Origin of the sequence: Streptosporangium sp. 'caverna' (assembly GCF_003203775.1) — a bacterium.
GTDB lineage: Bacteria > Actinomycetota > Actinomycetes > Streptosporangiales > Streptosporangiaceae > Streptosporangium > Streptosporangium subroseum.
In genome coordinates, this window is the sequence record NZ_CP029711.1 from 8,162,714 (window position 1) to 8,183,045 (window position 20,332).

Genomic DNA, 20,332 nt, shown 5'->3' on the forward strand with positions numbered 1-20,332 from the left:
GTCTCGTGACCGGTGAAACCCGGTGATCACCGCGGCGGCTACGAACCGTAGACCTCCAGCTCCCAGAGGGAGTAGCCGTACGCCGTGGCGCGCTGTGTGCCGTACACCCGCACGTAACGGGCATTGGTCGCGGGGATGGTGATGTCGTCTGTCCCGCCGTCACTGGCGGTCGTGGAAGAGGCCGCGGTCCAGGTGGTGTTGTTGGTGGAGGTCTCGATCCGATACGCCCTGCCGTAGGCCGCCTCCCACTGCAACCGCACCCGGGTGACCGACTTCGTCGAACCCAGGTCAACCGAGATCCACTGCGGATCGGCGAACGCCGACGACCAGCGCGTCCCGGCATTTCCGTCCACCACCGCCGACGGCGGGAACCCCGCGTTCTCCGTCGAGGAAGCCGTCACCGGCCGACCCGACGACAGCAGCACGGCACCCGTGGGCGGCGTCGGAGTGGGCGTGGGGGTGGGGGTGGGGGTGGGGGGCGTCGATCCTCGGGTGACGGTGAAGTCGTCTATGTCGAACAGGGAGCCCGCTCCCCCGGTGAACTTCAGGAACAGCGGGCCGGTACCCGTGCCCGCCAGCGTGGTCGTGACAGTCTGGAAGGTCTCCCAGCCGCCCGTGGGCGTCACCGGCACCGAGCCCAGCAGCGTGCCCGTCGCCGAGCCCGCGCGCACCTCGATCGTGCCGCCCGCGCCCGCCGAGGCGACTCGCGCGGAGAAGCCCGTCGCCCCGGCCGAGGCCACGGACGAGAATCCCAGCCAGTCACCGTTGTCGATGTAGCCGACCGCCCTGCCGCCGTGCGCGGGGGCCTTGTCGACCACCTGAACGCCGAACTGGGAGGTGAAGCTCTCGGCCTCCACCGTGCCCGTGGCCGGCGGCTGTGTGACCGTCCCGCAGTCGGCGGCGACGACCCCGGCCGCGTAGCGGACCCCGCCGAGCAGGTGCGCCCGGAAGTTCGGCTCGGTGTAGGACGCGGCGGTGTGACCGAGCCCGGTGTACCACGTCCGGCCGCCCTGGTACGGCTTGCACCAGGCGATCGGGTGATCGGCTCCCATCGTTCCACCGGAGTAGGTCGACTCGTCGAGCGTGGCCAGCACGTGAGCCGTGGAGCGGGGGTTCGTGCGGTAGTTGTACAGCTCGTCGGTGCGCACCCAGGCCCTGGGCAGGTGGGCCGTCGAGGGGTGAACGGCGTCCTCGACCCGTACCGTGACCTGCTGGATCGCGGGGTGGGAGGAGAAGTAGGCGCCGACGAGGCCGCCGTAGTACGGCCAGTCGTACTCGGTGTCGGCAGCCGCGTGGACGCCGACGTAACCGCCGCCGGCGGCCATGTAGGACTCCATCGCCGTCTGCTGGGCGGCGTTGAGCACGTCCCCGGTGGTCATCAGGAAGACCACCGCCCTGTACCCGGCCAGGTTGGCCGTGGTGAAGGCGGCGGCGTCCTCGGTGGCGTCAACGGTGAAGTTGTTCGCCGTTCCCAGTTCCCGCAGCGCGGTGATGCCCGCGGGAATGGCGTCGTGCCGGAATCCGGCGGTCTTGGAGAAGACGAGCACCTTGTAGGCCGGATCGGCGGCCATTGCGGTGACGGGCATTCCGAACCCGATCACCACCGCGATCAGAGCGGTGAAGAAGACGATGAGTTTACGCACCGTAGACCTCCAGTTCCCAGAGGGAGTAGCCGTACGCCGTGGCACGCTGTGTGCCGTACACCCGCACATAACGGGCATTGGTCGCGGGGATGGTGATGTCATCTATGCCGCCGTCGCCGGCGGTCGTGGAAGAGGCCGCGGTCCAGGTGGTGTTGTTGGTGGAGGTCTCGATCCGATACGCCCTGCCGTAGGCCGCCTCCCACTGCAACCGCACCCGGGTGACCGACTTCGTCGAACCCAGGTCAACCGAGATCCACTGCGGATCGGCGAACGCCGACGACCAGCGCGTCCCGGCATTTCCGTCCACCACCGCCGACGGCGGGAACCCCGCGTTCTCCGTCGAGGAAGCCGTCACCGGCCGACCCGACGACAACAGCACGGCACCCGTGGGCGGCGGACCGGACCCGGCGGTCAGGGTGAAGTCGTCTATGTCGAACAGCGAGCCCGCCGCACCGGCGAAGACCAGGTACAGCTTCGTGGTGCCGGCCGGTGCGCCCGACAGCGTGGCGCTCACGTCGGTGAAGGTCTCCCAGCCGCCCGTGGGCGCAACGGTCGCGGTGCCCAGCAGCGTCCCGGTCGGTGATCCGGCTCTGACCTGGATGGTCCCGCCGACTCCCCCGGAGGAGACGCGGGCGGTGATCCCGGAGACGCCGGCGAGAACGTAGGGGTCGAACTCGATCCAGTCGCCGTTCTCGATGCTGCCGACGGTCTTGGCTCCGTGCGCGGTGGGCTTGTCGTACTGGACGACGCCCTGGGAGGTGGTGTAGTGCTCGGCCTGCCGGTTCTTCGGCTGGGTGACGTTCTGGGCGTGGGTGGTGAGGCCTCCGGCGTCGGTGTACTCGGCGTCCCAGACGCCGAACAGGTTGGCCGCCCCGTCGTGTTCGCCGTTGAGGGGTGTCTGGATCGTGCCCGAGCAGCCGTTGGCCGTCACGAGCGGGTGACCGTGGGTGTCATGGCCGAGGATGTAGGTCATCTTCACCCGCGAGCAGTCGATCGCGGTGTCCTCGGGGTCGGTGACCGTGATCCGGTACGGCACGGCGTCCCCGAAGGAGAACACCTGGCCGTTGACCGGAAGCTGGATGCTCACGGTGGGCGCGGTGTTGCCGACGTTGATCTCGACGTTGGCCGTGGCGGTCAGGCCGGTGCTGTCCCGCACCGTCAGCGTGACCGTGCGCCTGCCGTCGGTGGTGTAGACGTGAGTGGGGTTGGCCGCGGTCGAGGTGCCGCCGTCGCCGAACGCCCACGAGTAGGTGAGCGCGTCGCCGTCGGGATCGGAGCTGCCCGCGGAGGAGAACGCCACGGTCAGCGGCGCCTTCCCGGAGACCTTGTCCGCCGCCGCCTTCGCGAGGGGCGCCCGTCCGCCCGTTCCGATGGACTCGATGCGGTACAGGGCCGAGTCCTGGTTTCCGTTGAACCAGCCGGTGCCGTAGTCGAGCACGTAGAGGGCGCCGTCCGGGCCGAAGGCCATGTCCATCACCAGCTTGCCCGACCAGGGGAAGGGCTGGATGGTGCCGCGGCTGCCGTCCGCGTTGACCTCGATGTCCTTGATCCACTGGCGTTGCAGTTCGCCGGCGAGGAAGTGGCCGTTGAGCGCCTGCGGGAACTTGATCGGCGAGTTCAGCGCGGCGTCGTAGCGGTAGACCACGCCGCCCATCGGCGACTCGGCGCCACAGCCGAACTCCGGCAGCCCGCAGCCGTCATAGGTGATCCAGGCGGCCTTGGCCGGGGGCAGTTTGACCTGGCCGGTGTTGTTACGCGAGGTGTTCTCCGGCCCGCCCGCGCAGTCATACTTCGCGCCGATCGCCCCGGTGGCGTAGTTGTAGCGGGCGTAGGTCTCGGCGGGCGTGTTGTTCCCGGTGCAGTACGGCCATCCGTAGAAGCCCGGCCCGGTTATCCGGTCGAACTCGACCTGGCCGCCGGGCCCGCGAGGACCGGCCGCGCCGGCGTCGGGGCCGTAGTCACCGAGGTAGACCACGCCGGTGGCCTTGTCGACGCTCATCCGGAAGGGGTTGCGGAAGCCCATCGCGTAGATCTCGGGACGGGTGTTCGCCGTGCCCTGCGGGAACATGTTGCCGGCCGGGATGGAGTAGGAGCCGTCGGCGTTGACCTTGATCCGGAGCACCTTGCCCCGCAGGTCGTTGGTGTTGGCGGCGCCTCGCTGCGCGTCGAGCGCGGGGTTGCGGGTGGCGCGGTCGTCAAGGGGCGCGTAGCCGTCGTTGAAACCGGGCTCGCTGTCGTCGCCGGTGGTCAGGTAGAGGTTCCCGGCGGCGTCGAAGTCGATGTCACCGCCGACGTGGCAGCAGAAACCGCGGCTGGTCTTCACGTCGAGGACGGTCTTCTCGCTCGCGAGGTCGAGCGTGCCGTCGGTGTTCAGCCTGAAGCGCGACAGCCGGTTGAAGCCGTCGTAACGGGCGAAGTCCGCGGCGGTGCCGTCGAGCGGGGCCCCGTTCGGCGGGGTGGACAGCGGCGGCGCGTAGTAGAGGTAGATGAACCTGTTGGAGGCGAAGCCGGGATCGACGCCGACGCCCTGCATGCCCTCCTCGTCGTTGAAGTAGACGGAGAGCTTGCCCGACACCTTGGTGTTCCCGGCGGCGTCGGTGATCCGGACTGTGCCGTCGCGGGCGGTGTGCAGGACCGAGCGGTCCGGCAGCACTGCCATCGTCATGGGCTCGCCCACCTCGGCGACGCCCTTGGCGAGCGTGACCTGCTGGAACTTGGTGGGATCGACGGGAGGGGCGGCCGACGCGGGGAGCGGATAAAGGATCGCGGCCAGTGCCAGCAGCATCGCCACGAACGCGGCGACGGGCGGCCGTGTCCGTTGGAAAGCCGTCGGCATGGTGGAAAAACGGGGATGCGGGAAACGCATCTTCCCTCCGGGGGGTGGAGGTGGATCTCGGCTCTAGATGTGCCGCTCACGCTCGCGTGAGCAGGCGGGAAAGAGGTCTGCGGGGCGGTGGTCGGGTACGGTGCCGGCCGCGGGCGGGGAAGGGATCCCGCGACCGGCCGCAGGCGAGGGAATCCGGTACGGCCGTGGCCGTACCGGATTCCTCGTGGTCGGTTACTGGTAGACGCGGACGTAGTCGACGAGCATCCTCTGCGGGAGGACCGTGGTGGCGTCGGGCGGACCCGGCCAGTCACCGCCGACCGCGTTGTTCAGGATGATGAAGAACGGGTGGTCGAAGACCCACGGTCCGACGGTGGTCTCCAGCGTCTCGCGGTTGACCTCGTGGATGAGGTTGCCGTCGACGGTGAACCTCATGCCCTTGCTGTTCCAGTCCACGGCGAACACGTGGAAGGCGTCGTTGAAGTTGCCGGGAATCGTGTACGACTTGCCGAACCCTGCCCCTCCGAAGTAGGCCGGAGCATGGAGGGTGGAGTACACGTTGTGCGGTTCCTTGCCGACGTGCTCCATGATGTCGATCTCGCCCACGTAGGGCCAGGGGCGGTTCTGGTCGAAGAAGTCGGCGCCGAGCATCCAGAAGGCCGGCCAGAGGCCCTTGGTGCCCGACGGCTTGATCCGGGCCTCGACCCTGCCGTAGGTGAAGGTGAACTTGCCGTAGGTGTTGAGCCTCGACGAGGTGTACTGGCAGACGGTGCTGCCACTGATCGGGTCGCGCGGGCAGGCCGAGCCCGCGGTGACCTGCCTGCGTGCCTCCATGACGAGGCTGCCGGCGCCGTCCATGCTGGCGTTGTCGTTGTTGGTGTAGTACTGCAGCTCGTTGTTGACGCCCGGTCCGGTCTCGGGCCTCCACTTGGCCGCGTCGGGCTTGGTGCCCGAGGCGCCGTTGAACTCGTCACTCCACACGAGCCTCGGCGGGACGGCCGGGTCGGGCGGCAGCGGCGGAGGTGTGATGGGGGCGCCGCCGGTGCCCCAGACCTGGAACTCCCACAGCGAGTAGCCGTACGCCGTGGCCCGCTGCGTGCCGTACATGCGCACGTAACGACCCGAACCGGTGACGTTCAGGGTCTGCTTGAAGCCGGTTCCGGTGGTCGTGGAGTAGATCGGGGTCCAGGCGTTCCCGTCCGGTGAGACCTGGATCTGGAAGGCCCTGGCATAGGCGGGATCCCACTGCAGCACGACCTTCTTGATCTGCGCGGTAGCGCCGAGGTCGACGGAGATCCAGCCCGGGTCCACCCAGCCGGTGGTGGAGCTCGTCGCCCAGCGGGTGGCGGGGTCGCGGTCGAACGCCCTGGCCGGGATGCAGTTCCCGCAGTTCTGGTCACTCTGGGACGTCGAGGCCGAACCGGGCTTGCCGTAGGACAGCAGCTTGTCCCCACCGGGGTCGGGGGGGTTCACGGTCGGAGTGGGCGTGGGTGTGGGGTCCGGCGGGGTGGTGCCGACCGTGCCGAAGACCTGGAACTCCCACAGCGAGTAACCCCACTGGCTGGAGCGCTGGGTGCCGTACACCCGTACGTACCGGCCCGAGCCGGTCACGTTCAGGGTCTGCGTGCCACCCGTGCTGGTCGTGGTGGAGTAGATCGAGGTCCAGGTGGTCGCGTTCGGGGAGGTCTGCACCTGGAAGGCCTTGCCGTATGCGCTCTCCCAGTTCAGCACCACCTGTGTGATGCTCGCGGTCGCTCCGAGATCGACCTGGATCCACTGCGGATCGCTGAACGCGCTGGACCAGCGCGTGCCGAGATTGCCGTCGACGGCGGAGGAAGCGGGGAAGGCCGCCACCTCCGAGGACGACGCCGTCGCAGGCTTGCCCTGGGACAGCAGGACGGGAGCGGCGGCCATCGCGGGCACGACCACCAGACAGGATGTGATCAGGGTGACCGCCGCGGCGACGAACAGCGCCAGGCGCTGGCGTCCGGGACTTCGGGACGAGGGCATCGCGTCTCCTCGGGAGTGGGGGGTGCCGTATCGATGACGAGTCGGGGAGCGCTCTCTCAACGAGAGATTGCTCTCGTCCGACAGAACCTGTCAAGGGCCCAATTAACATGCCGGAAACAGGCATCACGGGATATGGCGACCAACCGTGCGGCTGAGGGAGCGTTCCCTGAAGATCCTTTTGTAACGAAACATAATGCCGTGAGCTGTGCCTACTCAGGTCAGCGCGAGGGAACGTTTTCTTCCCAGTACCCGGCCACTGGACCACGCGCAAAGATCATCGACTGGCAGAACATTGACAGGAAGGCCAACCCCAATCACCCTTTTGGAGGGAGCGCTCTCTTCATGATCTATTTTTAGACTTCAAGTTAGACTTCAAGAAAGGGTACGGTGAGCACGCTGCGCCGCCTTCGACGACGCCCCGGAAGGCGGTCGCGTCCACCCCGCGGTCAGGACCATCCACCCGAACGGTCGTTCGGCAGGTCACCTGGGCGGCGGGCGAATCTCCACCGCCGCGACCGTCTCTCCTCACGATCGACCTGCCACGGGACAACGCGTTCCGCCACCCCGAAATCGTCCGGCGGTACGGACGGCGGGAGAGCCCGATGAGACGCCCCACCCTGGAGGCGGTCGCCACCCGGGCCGGCGTGTCCAAGTCGACGGTCTCCCGCGTGGTGAACGGCGAGACCACCGTCGGGCCCGACATCCGCGCCCTGGTGATGCGGGCCGTGAACGAGCTGGACTACATGCCCAACCCGGCCGCCCGCAGCCTGGTGACCCAGCGCACCGACTCCATCGCGGTGATCGTCTCCGATCCGCCCGCCGGGCTCGTCTCCGACGATCCGATGTTCTCCACGGTCGTCCGTGCCGCCAGCCGCGAGTTCGAGACGGCGGGCAAACAGGTCGCGCTCATGCTCGCGGGCACGTCCGACAGCCGCCTGCGGGTACGGCAGTTCGTGGCGGCCGGTCATGTGGACGGGGTCATGCTCATGTCGATGCACGGCGCCGACCCACTGCCCGCGGCCCTGGCCGCCACGGGCGTGCCGATCGTTTCCCACGGCAGGCCCGCGGTATCGGTGAACGTGCCCTGGGTCGACAACGACAACATCGGCGGGGCCGCCCTGGCCGTACGGCACCTGCTCGACCGGGGCCGCCGCCGGATCGCCATGATCTCCGGGCCGCTGGACATGTCCGCCGCCCAGGACCGGCTCGGCGCCTACCGGGAGACCCTGCGCGAAACCGGCCGTCGCTCGATCGTGGCCATCGGCGACTTCACCCGGATCTCCGGAGCCGAGGCCATGTTCCAGTTGCTCGACGACGACCCCGCACTGGACGCCGTATTCGCCGCCAACGACCTGATGGCCATCGGCGCCCTGCGGGCACTGCGCCGGGCGGGCCGCCGGGTTCCCGACGATGTGGCCGTGGTCGGCTACGACGACATCGAGGCCGCCCTCTACACCGACCCACCGCTCACCACGGTCCGCAGCCCCATGGGCGACCAGGCCGTCGCCTCGGCACGCCTGCTGCTCGGCCTCCTGGAGAACAGGCCCATGTCCTCGGTGGTTCTTCCCACCGAGCTCATCGTCAGGGATTCCAGCTGACGGCTTCGACTTCGGCCTGCGGCGCGTGCCCGGACGGCATCGAGACCTTCATCCGATCACGATCGATCCGAACGCCCGCACGTCCGGATCGGCAGAAGGACGTCCGTGTGCGGTGGTCCCGATCGCGACCGAAGAAGAGCGGCCCACGTTGAGGTGGAGCCTCTCCAGCCGCGAGGAGAAATAGGAACACCGCCCGTGTTACGGGAATATAATCCTCTTAGTCCGATTAATTCACTCAATGGAATTATTGGCTTTTATGCAGTGATTTCAATTGGTGACGGCAAAGAAACGCGCATCCTCCACCAAGCATTTCAGCCAAGTTCGTGAAACATTTCTTTCGGACGCTTTATACCAACCCAAGAATACGCGCCAAGCGTTTTATCTTAGGGTACCGGGAGAGAGAGTGCACGTGGCTAAATTTATGAAACGGACCCTGGCGAGCGGCGCGCTCGCCGGGGCCGTTCTTCTTCACTCCCCAGCATCCGCAACTGCCGCTAACTGGTTAACGGCCCAGGCGCCTACCCGCCATCAAACGGGCAACTTCATCGCCGGCCAGCCAGTCAGCCTCTCTTTCGCACCCGAGCCTTCTACGATTCCCGCAGGCCTCTGTCCTCCGCCCAAGAAGGATCCGACTGGAGATACTTCAGGGGTTACAAGGATTGTCATAACGGCATTGCAGGCTTGCCCGACACAAGGACCGGGCTATATCCCGCTGTGCCAGTGGTTGGGTCTTCCTGCCTTCCTTTGCCGGATTCCGGAAGGTACTCAGGGTCCCGCAGGTCCTCCGGGACCGGCAGGACCGGCAGGCGCTCCGGGCGCACCGGGAGCGCCGGGAGCACCAGGTGCCCCCGGCGCGCCAGGAACTCCCGGACTTCAAGGGCCGGCAGGACCTGCGGGACCCAAGGGAGCCAGGGGCCCGATAGGCCCTGAGGGCCCCGAAGGACCCGCAGGCGCCGACGGCGCACCCGGACCCGAAGGCCCAGCGGGACCTGAGGGCCCGGCAGGACCCGAAGGACCTCAAGGACCTAAGGGCGACAAGGGCGACCAGGGAGAGCCCGGCACCCCAGGCGCTGACGGCGCTCCCGGTGCCGACGGTGCACCCGGTCCCGAGGGCCCGGCTGGCCCTGAAGGACCCGCAGGCGCCGACGGTGCACCCGGCCCCGAAGGCCCGGCGGGCGCTGATGGCGCACCCGGTGCCGACGGCGCACCCGGACCCGAGGGACCGGCAGGACCCGAAGGCCCCGCAGGCGCCGACGGTGCACCCGGCCCCGAAGGACCGGCGGGCGCTGACGGCGCTCCCGGTGCCGACGGTGCACCCGGTCCCGAGGGACCGGCAGGACCCGAAGGCCCCGCAGGCCCGGCAGGCGCTGACGGCGCCACTGGCCCCGAAGGCCCCGCGGGCGCTGACGGTGCTCCCGGACCTGAGGGCCCGGCGGGACCTGAAGGCCCGGCAGGCGCTGACGGCGCTCCCGGTGCCGACGGTGCACCCGGACCTGAGGGCCCGGCAGGACCCGAAGGCCCGGCAGGCGCCGACGGCGCACCCGGCGCCGATGGTGCACCCGGACCCGAGGGCCCGGCAGGACCCGAAGGCCCGGCAGGACCTGAAGGACCGGCAGGCGCCGACGGCGCACCCGGCGCCGATGGTGCACCCGGACCCGAGGGCCCGGCAGGACCCGAGGGACCGGCAGGACCCGAGGGACCGGCAGGACCCGAGGGACCGGCAGGACCTGAAGGACCAGCGGGCGCTGACGGCGCTCCCGGCGCTGACGGCGCACCCGGTCCCGAGGGCCCGGCAGGACCCGAAGGCCCGGCAGGCGCTGACGGCGCACCCGGCGCCGATGGTGCACCCGGACCTGAAGGCCCGGCAGGACCCGCAGGCGCTGACGGCACCGACGGTGCACCCGGCGCCGACGGCGCACCCGGACCCGAAGGACCGGCAGGACCTGAAGGACCGGCAGGCGCTGATGGCGCTCCCGGCGCCGACGGCGCACCCGGACCCGAAGGCCCCGCAGGCGCTGACGGTGCTCCCGGCCCCGAAGGCCCGACTGGCCCTGAAGGACCGGCAGGACCCGCAGGCGCTGACGGCACCGACGGCGCACCTGGTGCCGACGGTGCACCCGGACCCGAAGGCCCGGCAGGCGCTGACGGCGCACCTGGCCCCGAAGGACCGGCAGGACCCGAAGGCCCCGCAGGCGCTGATGGCGCACCCGGACCTGAAGGCCCGGCAGGACCCGCAGGCGCTGACGGCACCGACGGTGCACCCGGCGCTGACGGTGCTCCCGGACCCGAAGGACCGGCAGGACCCGAAGGACCGGCGGGCGCTGATGGCGCACCCGGCGCCGACGGCGCACCCGGACCCGAAGGACCGGCAGGACCCGAAGGACCGGCGGGCGCTGATGGCGCACCCGGCGCCGACGGCGCACCCGGACCCGAAGGCCCCGCAGGCGCTGACGGTGCTCCCGGCCCCGAAGGCCCGACTGGCCCTGAAGGACCGGCAGGACCCGCAGGCGCTGACGGCACCGACGGCGCACCTGGTGCCGACGGTGCTCCCGGTCCCGAAGGACCGGCAGGACCCGAAGGACCGGCGGGCGCTGATGGCGCACCCGGCGCCGACGGTGCTCCCGGACCCGAAGGACCGGCAGGACCCGAAGGACCGGCGGGCGCTGATGGCGCTCCCGGCGCCGACGGCGCACCCGGACCCGAAGGCCCCGCAGGCGCTGACGGTGCTCCCGGCCCCGAAGGCCCGACTGGCCCTGAAGGACCGGCAGGACCCGCAGGCGCTGACGGCACCGACGGCGCACCTGGTGCCGACGGTGCACCCGGTCCCGAGGGACCGGCAGGACCCGAAGGCCCCGCAGGCGTTGACGGCGCCGAAGGACCGGCAGGCCCGGCTGGTCCTGAGGGACCGGCAGGACCCGAAGGCCCCACAGGACCCGAAGGAGCGACAGGACCCGAAGGAGCGACAGGCCCCGAAGGAGCGACAGGCCCCGCAGGCGCTGACGGCGCCGATGGCGCACCCGGCGCCGACGGCCCGGCAGGACCCGAAGGACCCGCAGGCCCGGCAGGCGCTGACGGCGCCACTGGCCCCGAAGGACCGGCAGGACCCGAGGGACCGGCAGGCCCCGCAGGCGCTGACGGCGCTGACGGCGCACCCGGCCCCGAGGGACCGGCAGGACCCGAGGGACCGGCAGGACCTCAAGGGCCTAAGGGAGACAAGGGAGACCCGGGAGAGCCCGGAACCCCAGGCGCCGACGGCGCCGTAGGCCCGGCGGGTGCTGATGGCGCTCCCGGCGCCGACGGTGCCACGGGGCCCGAAGGCCCAGCAGGACCCGAAGGACCCGCAGGCCCGGTAGGACCGGCAGGCGCCGATGGCGCCGAAGGACCGGCTGGCTCTGAAGGCCCGGCAGGACCCGCAGGCGCTGACGGCGCCGTAGGCCCGGCAGGTGCCGATGGTGCCACCGGACCGGAAGGACCCACCGGACCGGCAGGCCCCGTAGGACCTCAGGGTCCGGTCGGCCCGCAAGGACCGATCGGTCCGCAAGGACCCGAAGGACCTCAAGGGCCCCCCGGGACTCCCGGGAACGCCGTTGCCTCCGTTCCGGTCAATGCTCAGACAGCATGCCCAACCGCCTTTCAGGCACCTTGCCCAACCGGCTGGATCCTTCAGGCCAGCACACCGTGCTCCGTTATGTGTTAGCCAAGGTCGGAAACCGGTAGGCACAGTCGAGTAAGACAGGTAACCGATAGGTAAGGCAAGAAGTACGAAGAGGTGCGGGACCATCACCGGCCCGCACCTCTTCGCTTGTCCGGAAGCCGCTCGCCGGTACGGGTTACATCACCGGATTCGCGAGAACTGCACCGATACGATCTCACCCGACCGTCCAGATTTAGTACGCCCATTCGATAAGAATGAGCATTACCGCGCGTTGTTATCCTGATTCGACGAGTTTGACCATGCGTAACCGCGCCCAGAGGGCGCTCTCGCACGGGCCCTCATCTCCGGTTCGCACGCCGGAATGCCGGCTCGCATCCCGGGCAGGCGATTACGCAATCCAGCCCACTGGACAACAGAGAGTTTTCCCACAATGTTAGTAGGGATACTGGTTTCGGCTTAGGAGTCCACCATGGCGCTCATCCAGCCCGACCCCACCTTCTACCCGTCCGCCCGCGAGGCCATGCTGGCCCCGCGGGAAGAGGTCGCCTACGTAGCCCTGCTCGACACCGCCGGCGAAGGCCGGCCGGACGCGCTCGCCACGATCGACCTGTCGGACGGGTCAATCGTCAGCGTGCACGACATGTCCGTCCCCGGGGACGAGCTGCATCACTTCGGATGGAACGTGTGCAGCGCGGCCCTGTGCCCGTACGCCCCGCATCCGCATGTGGAGCGGCGTTACCTCATCCTTCCCGGCCTGCGGTCGAGCAGGATCTACGTTTTCGACGTCAAGGACGATCCCTGGCATCCCAAGCTCGTCAAGACGATCGAGCCAGAGACGATCTTCAAGAAGACCGGTTACAGCCGCCCGCACACCGTCCACTGCGGCACCGACGCGATCTACGTCAGCGCACTCGGCAACGTGGACGGCGACGCACCGGGCGGGGTGTTCACGCTCGACCATGACACCTTCGAGCCCAAGGGGCGCTGGGAGGCCGACAGAGGGCCTCAGGAACTGCACTACGACTTCTGGTGGCATCTCGGCCACGACAGGATGGTCACCAGCGAGTGGGGCACACCGAACCAGATAGAGGCCGGGCCTTCACTGGAGGAGCTGGTCGGCCGGAAATACGGCCACCGGTTGCACGTCTGGGACCTGTCCAAGCGCAGGCACCTCCAGGAAATCGACCTGGGCGACCAGCACCAGATGGCCCTGGAGCTCCGCCCCGCCCATGACCCGAACAAGACCTACGGCTTCGTCAACACCGTGATCAACGTCGAGGACCTGTCCGCCAACATCTTCACCTGGTATCTGGAAGGCGAGGTCTGGAAGGCCCGCAAGATCATCACTATCCCCGCGGAGCCGGCCGAGGCCGATCTGCTGCCCGAACCGCTCAAGCAGTTCGGTGCGGTGCCACCCCTGGTCGGTGACATATCGCTGACCCTCGACGACCGGATCCTGCTGGTCTCCTGCTGGGGGACGGGCGAGCTCAAGGCTTATGACGTCTCCGATCCCTTCGCCCCGCGCGAGACAGGCTCGGTCAGGATCGGCGGCATCGCCCGGCGTGACTCCCACCCCGCCGCCGACGGTCGGGCACTGAACGGGGGACCTCAGATGGTCGAGGCCAGCCGGGACGGGCGGCGGGTCTATTTCACCAACTCGCTCTACCGCTCCTGGGACGACGTCTTCTATCCCGACGGCATCTCCGGCTGGATGGCCAAGGTCGACATCGCCGACGACGGCTCCATCTCCCTGGATCCGGACTTTTTCGTCGACTTCGCCGCCGATGGCCGCCGCGCCCATCAGATTCGCCTGCAGGGTGGCGACTCCTCCTCCGACTCATACTGCTTCTCATGATCCGGTTCGCCTCCACGGTTCTGCCGGAGAGGGTGCGATGGACCTGACCTCCGCGCTGATCCTGGCCGGGCTCGGCGCCTTTCACGGTCTGAACCCGGCCATGGGCTGGCTCTTCGCGGTCGCCCTCGGCTTGCAGGAGCACTCCCGCAACGGCGTGCTCCGTGCGCTGCCGCCCATCGTGCTCGGCCACGCGGCCTCGGTGCTGGTCACGCTCGGGCTGGTGTCGGCAGCGAGCCTGGCCGCGCCGCCCAAGGCCATCTCGTACGGCGTGGCGGCTCTGGTGTGCGGGTTCGGTGTCTGGCGCCTGGTACGGCGACGCCATCCCCGCTGGGTCGGCATGAAGGTGACGAGGTGGCAACTGGCCGGATGGTCGTTCCTGATCGCCACCGCCCACGGCGCCGGTCTGATGGTGCTCCCGGTCGCCCTGCACAGCGAGCACGAGGGTCACATGGGACACAGCACCCACAACGTCCCCGGCGCCCCCGGCGGACACGACGTCGCCGCACTGGCCTCGCAGAGCCTGCTCGCGACGGGCATCCATACGCTGGCCATGCTCGCGGCGACCACCGTCCTGGCACTGCTCGTCTACGAGCGGCTGGGCGTCGCGGTGCTCCGCAAGGCGTGGTTCAATCTCGACTTCGCCTGGGCCGTGGCCCTCATCGGCGCGGGCGTCTTCGCCGCTTTCACCTGAGAACGCCCGGAAGCCGCGATGCCCTGACCCGCCCCGATGAGAACGGCGCAGGTCAGGACAGAGGCACGTCAGACGAACCTCAGGACGGATCAGGAGGCGATGCTGAGCAGTCCCGCGTCCACCACGGCTCGGCCGAAGATCCGGGCCAGCTCGGCCAGCCGGGCGAGCTCGTCGTCGGAGAGCGCGGCATAGGCGGGCAGGGCCAGCTCGTCGGTACGGTCCTCGATCCGCTGCCTGAGCGCCTGTCCCTGCTCGGTGAGCTCGTCGCCGACCAGCAGCCCGCGCTCCCGCAGCCTTTCCTCCGCCGCGACCCACTCCTCCTCCGGCCAGCCCCGGCTCGCCTTCAGGAAGATCACGGGGACGTGCCCGGTCGCGCCGTGCAGGATCAGCGCGTCCAGGGGGCCGACCCCTTCGCTCAGCAGGGCCGCCACATGTCCGTCCCCCCGGAACTCACGCAGCAGGGTCTGGGCGTGCCAGAGCTGTAGCAGCGGCTCCGAAGGCCACTGCAGCGCGGCGTGCGCGGCGAACAACGGCCGGCCCTGAGGCTGCTCGCACGCCTTCTCTGCGGCGCGCCTGGCCAGCGCCGTCGTCTCGGCAAGGACCTCGATCTCGTGAATGCCGGCCCGGCGCAGGGCCGCGTCGGCCGCGTCCAGGCGAGCCTCGATCACCTTCTCCGGTGTCACGACCTTCCAGGCCGCAGGAAGCGCCTGCCGTACCACGGCGGGGCAGAAGTTATAGAAGGTCGCGATGACCAGTTCCGCGGAGGCGGTCCCGAAGGCCGCTCCGCGGGAGGCGAAGTAGCCGGCGTGGAAATCCAGGCCGAGCGCGGTGTAGCGCTCGGTGGCCTCGGGCACGAAATAGATCATTCCGTGGACGGGCTCCAGCCGACGCCAGGACTGGCGGGCAAGCTGAATGTCGGTCATCACGCCTCCCGGCAATCGACGGAACGGATCTCGTCGATGCCCGCCGCCGTCACCCCGGACGCGTAGCGCAGGGCCATCGCCGGTCCGATCCCGGCGGCCCCGGTCATCACAACGACCCTGTCGTGCACCCGCATGGAAGCTCCCTTCAGCAGCAATACCGACCAGTCGGTATTCGGGAAACCTATTCGTACCTTCAGTGCCCGTCAACGATTCGTCACGGCCGCCGGACGATCGGTCGTCCACCTCGGGGACGGGGGGTTGCTCCTGACACGGTGTCAGCCTCTATACCTGAAAGCGCAATCCTCCAACGTCTACCCGGAAGCACAATGTTCAGCATCGGAGAGTTCGCCCAGCTCGGCCGCGTGTCGGTGCGCATGTTGCGCCACTACGACGCGATCGGCCTGCTCCAGCCCGCCCACGTCGACCCGACCAGCGGCTACCGCTTCTATCAGGCCGACCAGCTGGCGCGGCTCAACCGCGTCATCGCCCTGAAGGATCTCGGCTTCACCCTGCACCAGGTCAGCTCGATCCTGGACGGGCGGATCGACACGGCCGAGCTCTACGGGATGGTGCGGTTACGCCGCGCCGAGCTGGAGGAACGGATCGCGGCGGACACGGCGCGGCTGCTCCGGGTGGAGGTACGGCTCAAGACCATCGCAAAGGAAGGTCACATGTACACCGAAGAGGTTCTTCTCAAGCGGATCCCCCCGACGCGCGTGGCGGAGCTCACCGCCGTCGCGGCGAGCTACGACGGTGAGGACATCGGCCCCGTCATCCAGCCGCTCTTCACCGAGCTGTGCCGGAGAATCGAGAACGCCGGGGTGGAGATCACCGGCTACGGCATCGCCTGTTACGAGCCCGAGGCCGATGGCCGGGTGATCATCCATGCGGGGATGCAGGTCGCCGCGGAGACGAGCGACGACCACGACTTCGCGATCGTGGACCTGCCGGAGATCGAGTCGGCCGCCACGATCATCCACCGCGGCTCGATGGAGCAGGTGGGCCCGACGTTCCAGACCCTGGCCCACTGGATCGACGAGCACGGTTATCGCGGCGTCGGGCTGGCCCGTGAGGTCTCCATCGACTGCCCGGAGGACCACGAGAAGTGGGTGACCGAGCTGCAGATGACGGTCACGACCGCGTAGTCGCCCGCCATCTGCAGCGTCCGGCGCCGGTCACGACTCGTCAGGGTCGGCGGGCTTCTGGACGGGGACTCGGATGGTGATGCCACAGGGGACCACCTTGGCCTTGAGCTCGGTGACGACGCCCTTGGCGCCGCCATCCAGCTCATAGGTCATCGGGGTGCCGAGCTTGACGGTGATCTTGCGGGCCCGGGTCATCCGGACGAAGGGCGACTCGTCGGACCGCCCGGCGCTCATCCTGCCGAGCACGCGAGCCCACTGGATGGGTCCCTTCGCCGTGGTCACGCCGATCTCCAGCCACCCGTCGTCGGGACGCGCGTCGTCGAAGGCCTCGATGCCGCCGGTGATGGTGCCCACGTTGCCCAGCAGCAGGCAGCTCGCCTCCCCCTCGAACCACTTCACCCCGTCGATCTTGACCTCCATCTGCACGAGCTCACCCCGGACATGCCGCAGTCCGGTCCAGACGTAGGCCGCCCGGCCCAGCTTGTCCTTCAGCCCGCGGTCGGCATCCTTGATCATTTCGGCGTCGAAGCCGACCCCCGCCATGACGGCGAAGTGCTCCCCGTTGACCATGCCCAGGTCCAGCTTCCGGCTCTCGCCGTGGAAGGCGATGCGGACGGCCTCGGGCAGGTCCTCGGGAATGCCGAGGTTCTGCGCGAAGAGGTTGGCCGTTCCGGCGGGGATGACGCCCACGGTCACGCCGGAGCCCGCGAGCGCGTCCACGCAACGCTGCACCATGCCGTCTCCGCCCCACACCAGGACCAGCTCGGGGCTTTCCTTGAGCGCCTTGCGCACCTGCTTGGGCGCCTTCTTGCTCTTGGGCACCTCGTACCAGAGCAGCTTCCCGACTCCTTCGTCGGCTAGGAGCCTGCGCAACTCGTCGAGTCCGCCCCCGAGCGACTTCTTCTGATGGGCGATTACCGCGACCGTGCCGACGCTCTGCTTCTGCCGCAGCATGTAGGCCCTCCCGTTTAGCACCGTGTTGAATACCGTGTTGAATATCGTCAACGGCTGCCCCCGTGCCGGATCGGCAAACGCCCGGCCTTACCCGCGCGGGTCTCCAGGCATACCGACCCTTGGTGGTGTTCCTGACATTTCACGGATTCACCGGTCCCATGAGTCACTATCGTCGCTGCCATGGAGCAACTGGCATTCGACTCGGCCACCTTTGTCACCTTCAAGGACAGGACTGACCGATGGGTGGATGTGAAGCACTTCCAGGTGTGCGCGCGGCCGGAGGATGACGAGCAGTTGCTCACCACGCTGATTTCACATGAGATGTACCGCGACGACTACCTGGGCTCGGACTCCTGGAAGGACACCGGGTCGTCCGTGCACGGCCCCTACCGTCTTGACGCGCTCTCGGCCACGGCCTTCGAGGGCATCGACCAGGCCACCGCCTTCGCCACGATCCGCACGTGGGCCGAGAAGTACAGGGAGCCGTCCGAAACGGTGGCCCAGGACCTGGAGAACGAGGTCCTCCAGCTGATCCGGACGGCCACTTCCTGTTACCGGTTGAAGGAACTCGACGAAGCGGCCCGTGACGACCGCCTGGGCTGGATCCTCGGCGAGTTCCACGAACTGGTGCTCATCGACCAGCACGGGGGGTCGCTCTCCCTGATCGTCGCATCCGACGATTAACTCCCTGTCTTCCGCGCATGCCGCATCATCGTCGGCCAAAACGCCAACTTCACGGGCAATCGCCCCAGACCAAGCGGGGTTCAGGAACACAGAGCCGACGACTCATAAAAACCGTCAAGGTGCGAGAAGCACACCGGATGTCTCCGGCCAAATCATGAGGCCGACCAGAGACCCCTTGCCCCACCACGCTCTGAACCGAGCGAGGCGAGGCCCCCCGTTGCACCGCACCGTTCCATGCTCCGAGCGAAGCGAGACCACACGTCGGGCCCAAGCGAAGCGAGGCCCATCCTGAACGGCGAGCGAAGCGAAGCCCCGTCCTGTGCCCAAGCGAAGCGAGGCACGCCCCGGCCCCGAGCGAAGCGAGAGGCCACGTCCTGGATCCCGGGTGAAGTCGAGGCCCCGCGTCAGCCTAAGCGAAGCGAGGCCATGTCCCGGATCCCGAGCGAAGCGAGGCCACACGTCGGCCTAAGCGAAGCGAGGCCCGTCCGAGCGGCGAGCGAAGCGAGACACCGGGGGCCGCGGGGGCAGAGCCCCCGCACCGGGGGGCCCGGGGGGTCGTCCCCCCGTGTAAACGACGAAGGGGCCCGCCGCGAGCAAGCTCTCGCTTGCGAACAGCAGACCCCAGCCACAAGTGGAGCTATGGGGATTCGAACCCCAGACCTCCTCCATGCCATGGAGGCGCGCTACCAGCTGCGCCATAGCCCCTTGCGGTGCAGATCAAATCTTAACCGACTCCGGGCACCTCCCGCGCCATCATTCCGGAGACAAGAGCGACCACGGCGGAGCCCACGGCGCTCGCGGTGATGATCGCGAAGGACAGGACGTAGGCGCGGCGGGAGGGGATGGAGGTTCCCGCGATGGTGATCGAGGTGAGAAGGGCCGCGGTGGCCGCGCCGGAGACGCTGCCGCCGATGGAGCGGACCAGGGAGTTGATGCCGCTGGCGATACCGCTCTGATCCATCGGCACATGCTGTACGGCCAGCGCCCCCAGCGCCGCGAAGCCGACTCCGAAGCCCAGTCCCTGCAGGGCGTTGGAGCCGATGAGATGGAGAACCGAGTCGTTGAAGAGGGTGAACCAGCCGAACCCGCCCGCGCACAGGGCCGCGCCGAGGGCGAGGGAGTAGGCCGGGCCGAGGCGGGTGGACAGGCGGCCGGCCATGAAGGACGCGCCCAGCATGGTCACCGTGCTGGGCAGGGCGTAGAGGCCGACGTCGAGGACGGATCCACCGAAGCCGTATCCGGCGGACGACGGGGTCTGGATGAAGCTGGAGACCAGGGCGAACGAGCCGAACATCGCGAAGCCCAGCAGCATGGACGCCAGGTTCGCCTGTAGGGAGTAGCGGCCGACGAGCAGCTGGAGCCGTACCATCGGCGCCCGGAGCCGCAGCTGGCTGAACACCCACACCGCGCAGCACACCGCCGCGGCCGCGAAGAGCCCCAGGACACGCCCGGAGCCCCAGCCCCAGTCATTGCCCTTGGAGAGCCCCAGCATCAGGCAGATGAGCCAGGCCGACAGCAGCACGGCGCCGATGAAGTCGGGGCGCCCACCGGCGCGGTTTCCGCTCTCGCGGGTGCTCACCGCGATGAGCGCCATCGCGATCACGCCGATCGCGGCGGTGATCCAGAAGACGGGGTGGTGGCTGGGGGTCAGGTCGGCGATGAGACCAGTGACGATCATGCCGAGGCTGCCGCCGACGCCCATCGTGGCGCTGACCACACCGATGGCCATCATGACCCGGGTGCGAGGGAAGCTGTCCCTGATCATGCCGATGGCCAGCGGGATCAGTGCCGACGAGGCTCCCTGGAGGGCTCGTCCGGCGATCAGTACCGGGAGGGATCCGGACAGGGCGCAGACCACCGAGCCCAGAACGAGCAGCCCGACGGTGAACAGGATCATTCGCTTCTTGCCGTACATGTCACCGAGGCGGGACAGCAGCGGCGTGGCCACCGCGGCCGCGAGCAGCGAGGCGGTGAAGACCCAGGTGACCTCGGAGACCGACACCCCGAAGGTGGCCATGAGCCGGGGCAGCAGCGGGATCACCACGGTCTGCTGGACAGAGACGACCATCCCCGCCATGGAGAGCGCCAGCAGGGTCAGCCAGAGCTGCCTGCCCTGTTGCTCGGTGCTCGGCTCGACGACGGTGACGTCTGTCACGGTCCCCCCTTTGCTGCTTGCTGCTGATCTTGGCAATCGAATGGTAGATCCTGGCCGAAAATCACTTTTCGGTGGGGCATGTCACGCCAAGGGAGTCGGGATATTTCTACGATCCCATGATCATCGAACGTTTCGAAGGACCCCGTGACTCGCCCAACGGATCCCGGCCGCCCTGGCGGACGCGGAAGGCGTCGT

General features: G+C 68.8%; 13 protein-coding genes and 1 tRNA gene. 6 read left to right on the forward strand and 8 right to left on the reverse strand.

The genetic code is table 11. The annotated features are described in order from the left end of the window. Positions 1-38 precede the first annotated feature (38 nt). The 3 genes from DKM19_RS35095 to DKM19_RS35105 form a co-directional block, all read right to left on the reverse strand. Positions 39-1,643 (reverse strand): ThuA domain-containing protein, encoded by a 1,605-nt coding sequence (locus DKM19_RS35095; RefSeq protein WP_204358376.1) that lies wholly within the window; start codon positions 1,641-1,643, stop codon positions 39-41. Continuing rightward, complete coding sequence (locus tag DKM19_RS35100; RefSeq protein ID WP_110701745.1) at positions 1,636-4,479, reverse strand: PQQ-dependent sugar dehydrogenase; 2,844 nt, start codon at positions 4,477-4,479, stop codon at positions 1,636-1,638. Before DKM19_RS35100 ends, DKM19_RS35095 begins: the two co-directional genes overlap by 8 nt. A gap of 222 nt (positions 4,480-4,701) precedes the next feature. Then, positions 4,702-6,477 carry a discoidin domain-containing protein gene (locus DKM19_RS35105; RefSeq protein WP_110701747.1) on the reverse strand — a complete coding sequence of 592 codons (1,776 nt, stop codon included), beginning with the start codon at positions 6,475-6,477 and terminating at the stop codon, positions 4,702-4,704. Between the two features lie 602 nt (positions 6,478-7,079). On the opposite strand from DKM19_RS35105, the gene DKM19_RS35110 reads away from it, so the two are divergent. The 4 genes from DKM19_RS35110 to DKM19_RS35130 all read left to right on the forward strand — a co-directional run bounded on the left by DKM19_RS35110 (position 7,080) and on the right by DKM19_RS35130 (position 14,276). Next, complete coding sequence (locus tag DKM19_RS35110; RefSeq protein WP_110701749.1) at positions 7,080-8,075, forward strand: LacI family DNA-binding transcriptional regulator; 996 nt, start codon at positions 7,080-7,082, stop codon at positions 8,073-8,075. A gap of 1,085 nt (positions 8,076-9,160) precedes the next feature. Then, positions 9,161-11,338 carry a hypothetical protein gene (locus tag DKM19_RS52175; protein WP_239513747.1) on the forward strand — a complete coding sequence of 726 codons (2,178 nt, stop codon included), beginning with the start codon at positions 9,161-9,163 and terminating at the stop codon, positions 11,336-11,338. A gap of 861 nt (positions 11,339-12,199) precedes the next feature. Continuing rightward, positions 12,200-13,585 (forward strand): selenium-binding protein SBP56-related protein, encoded by a 1,386-nt coding sequence (locus DKM19_RS35125; RefSeq protein WP_110701751.1) that lies wholly within the window; start codon positions 12,200-12,202, stop codon positions 13,583-13,585. A gap of 37 nt (positions 13,586-13,622) precedes the next feature. Continuing rightward, the gene (locus tag DKM19_RS35130; RefSeq protein ID WP_110701753.1) at positions 13,623-14,276 is read left to right on the forward strand and encodes a hypothetical protein; all 654 of its coding nucleotides are present in this window, start codon (positions 13,623-13,625) and stop codon (positions 14,274-14,276) included. 89 nt (positions 14,277-14,365) lie between these two features. Here the strand turns inward: DKM19_RS35130 and DKM19_RS35135 are convergent, their stop codons facing one another. Together DKM19_RS35135 and DKM19_RS52630 are read right to left on the reverse strand one after the other, a co-directional pair. After that, complete coding sequence (locus DKM19_RS35135; RefSeq protein WP_110701754.1) at positions 14,366-15,199, reverse strand: hypothetical protein; 834 nt, start codon at positions 15,197-15,199, stop codon at positions 14,366-14,368. Further along, positions 15,199-15,333, reverse strand: a complete 135-nt coding sequence (locus DKM19_RS52630; protein ID WP_255415455.1) for a hypothetical protein — start codon at positions 15,331-15,333, stop codon at positions 15,199-15,201. The genes DKM19_RS35135 and DKM19_RS52630 overlap by 1 nt, the downstream gene beginning before the upstream one ends. A 192-nt stretch (positions 15,334-15,525) precedes the next feature. Between DKM19_RS52630 and DKM19_RS35140 the strand changes: the two genes are divergently transcribed. Beyond that, positions 15,526-16,344, forward strand: coding sequence for a MerR family transcriptional regulator (locus DKM19_RS35140; RefSeq protein ID WP_110701756.1), 819 nt, complete (start codon positions 15,526-15,528; stop codon positions 16,342-16,344). Between the two features lie 30 nt (positions 16,345-16,374). On the opposite strand, the gene DKM19_RS35145 is transcribed toward DKM19_RS35140, so the two are convergent. Then, positions 16,375-17,298: a diacylglycerol kinase family protein gene (locus DKM19_RS35145; protein ID WP_110701758.1), complete on the reverse strand. Its 924-nt coding sequence runs from the start codon at positions 17,296-17,298 to the stop codon at positions 16,375-16,377. 180 nt (positions 17,299-17,478) lie between these two features. On the opposite strand from DKM19_RS35145, the gene DKM19_RS35150 reads away from it, so the two are divergent. After that, the gene (locus DKM19_RS35150; RefSeq protein WP_110701760.1) at positions 17,479-17,982 is read left to right on the forward strand and encodes a hypothetical protein; all 504 of its coding nucleotides are present in this window, start codon (positions 17,479-17,481) and stop codon (positions 17,980-17,982) included. Positions 17,983-18,614: 632 nt separating this feature from the next. Here DKM19_RS35150 and DKM19_RS35155 read toward each other — a convergent pair. Both DKM19_RS35155 and DKM19_RS35160 read right to left on the reverse strand, forming a co-directional pair. Next, positions 18,615-18,687, reverse strand: a tRNA-Ala gene (locus DKM19_RS35155). Between the two features lie 19 nt (positions 18,688-18,706). Further along, the gene (locus DKM19_RS35160) at positions 18,707-20,137 is read right to left on the reverse strand and encodes an MFS transporter (protein WP_204358377.1); all 1,431 of its coding nucleotides are present in this window, start codon (positions 20,135-20,137) and stop codon (positions 18,707-18,709) included. Positions 20,138-20,332: the final 195 nt, after the last annotated feature.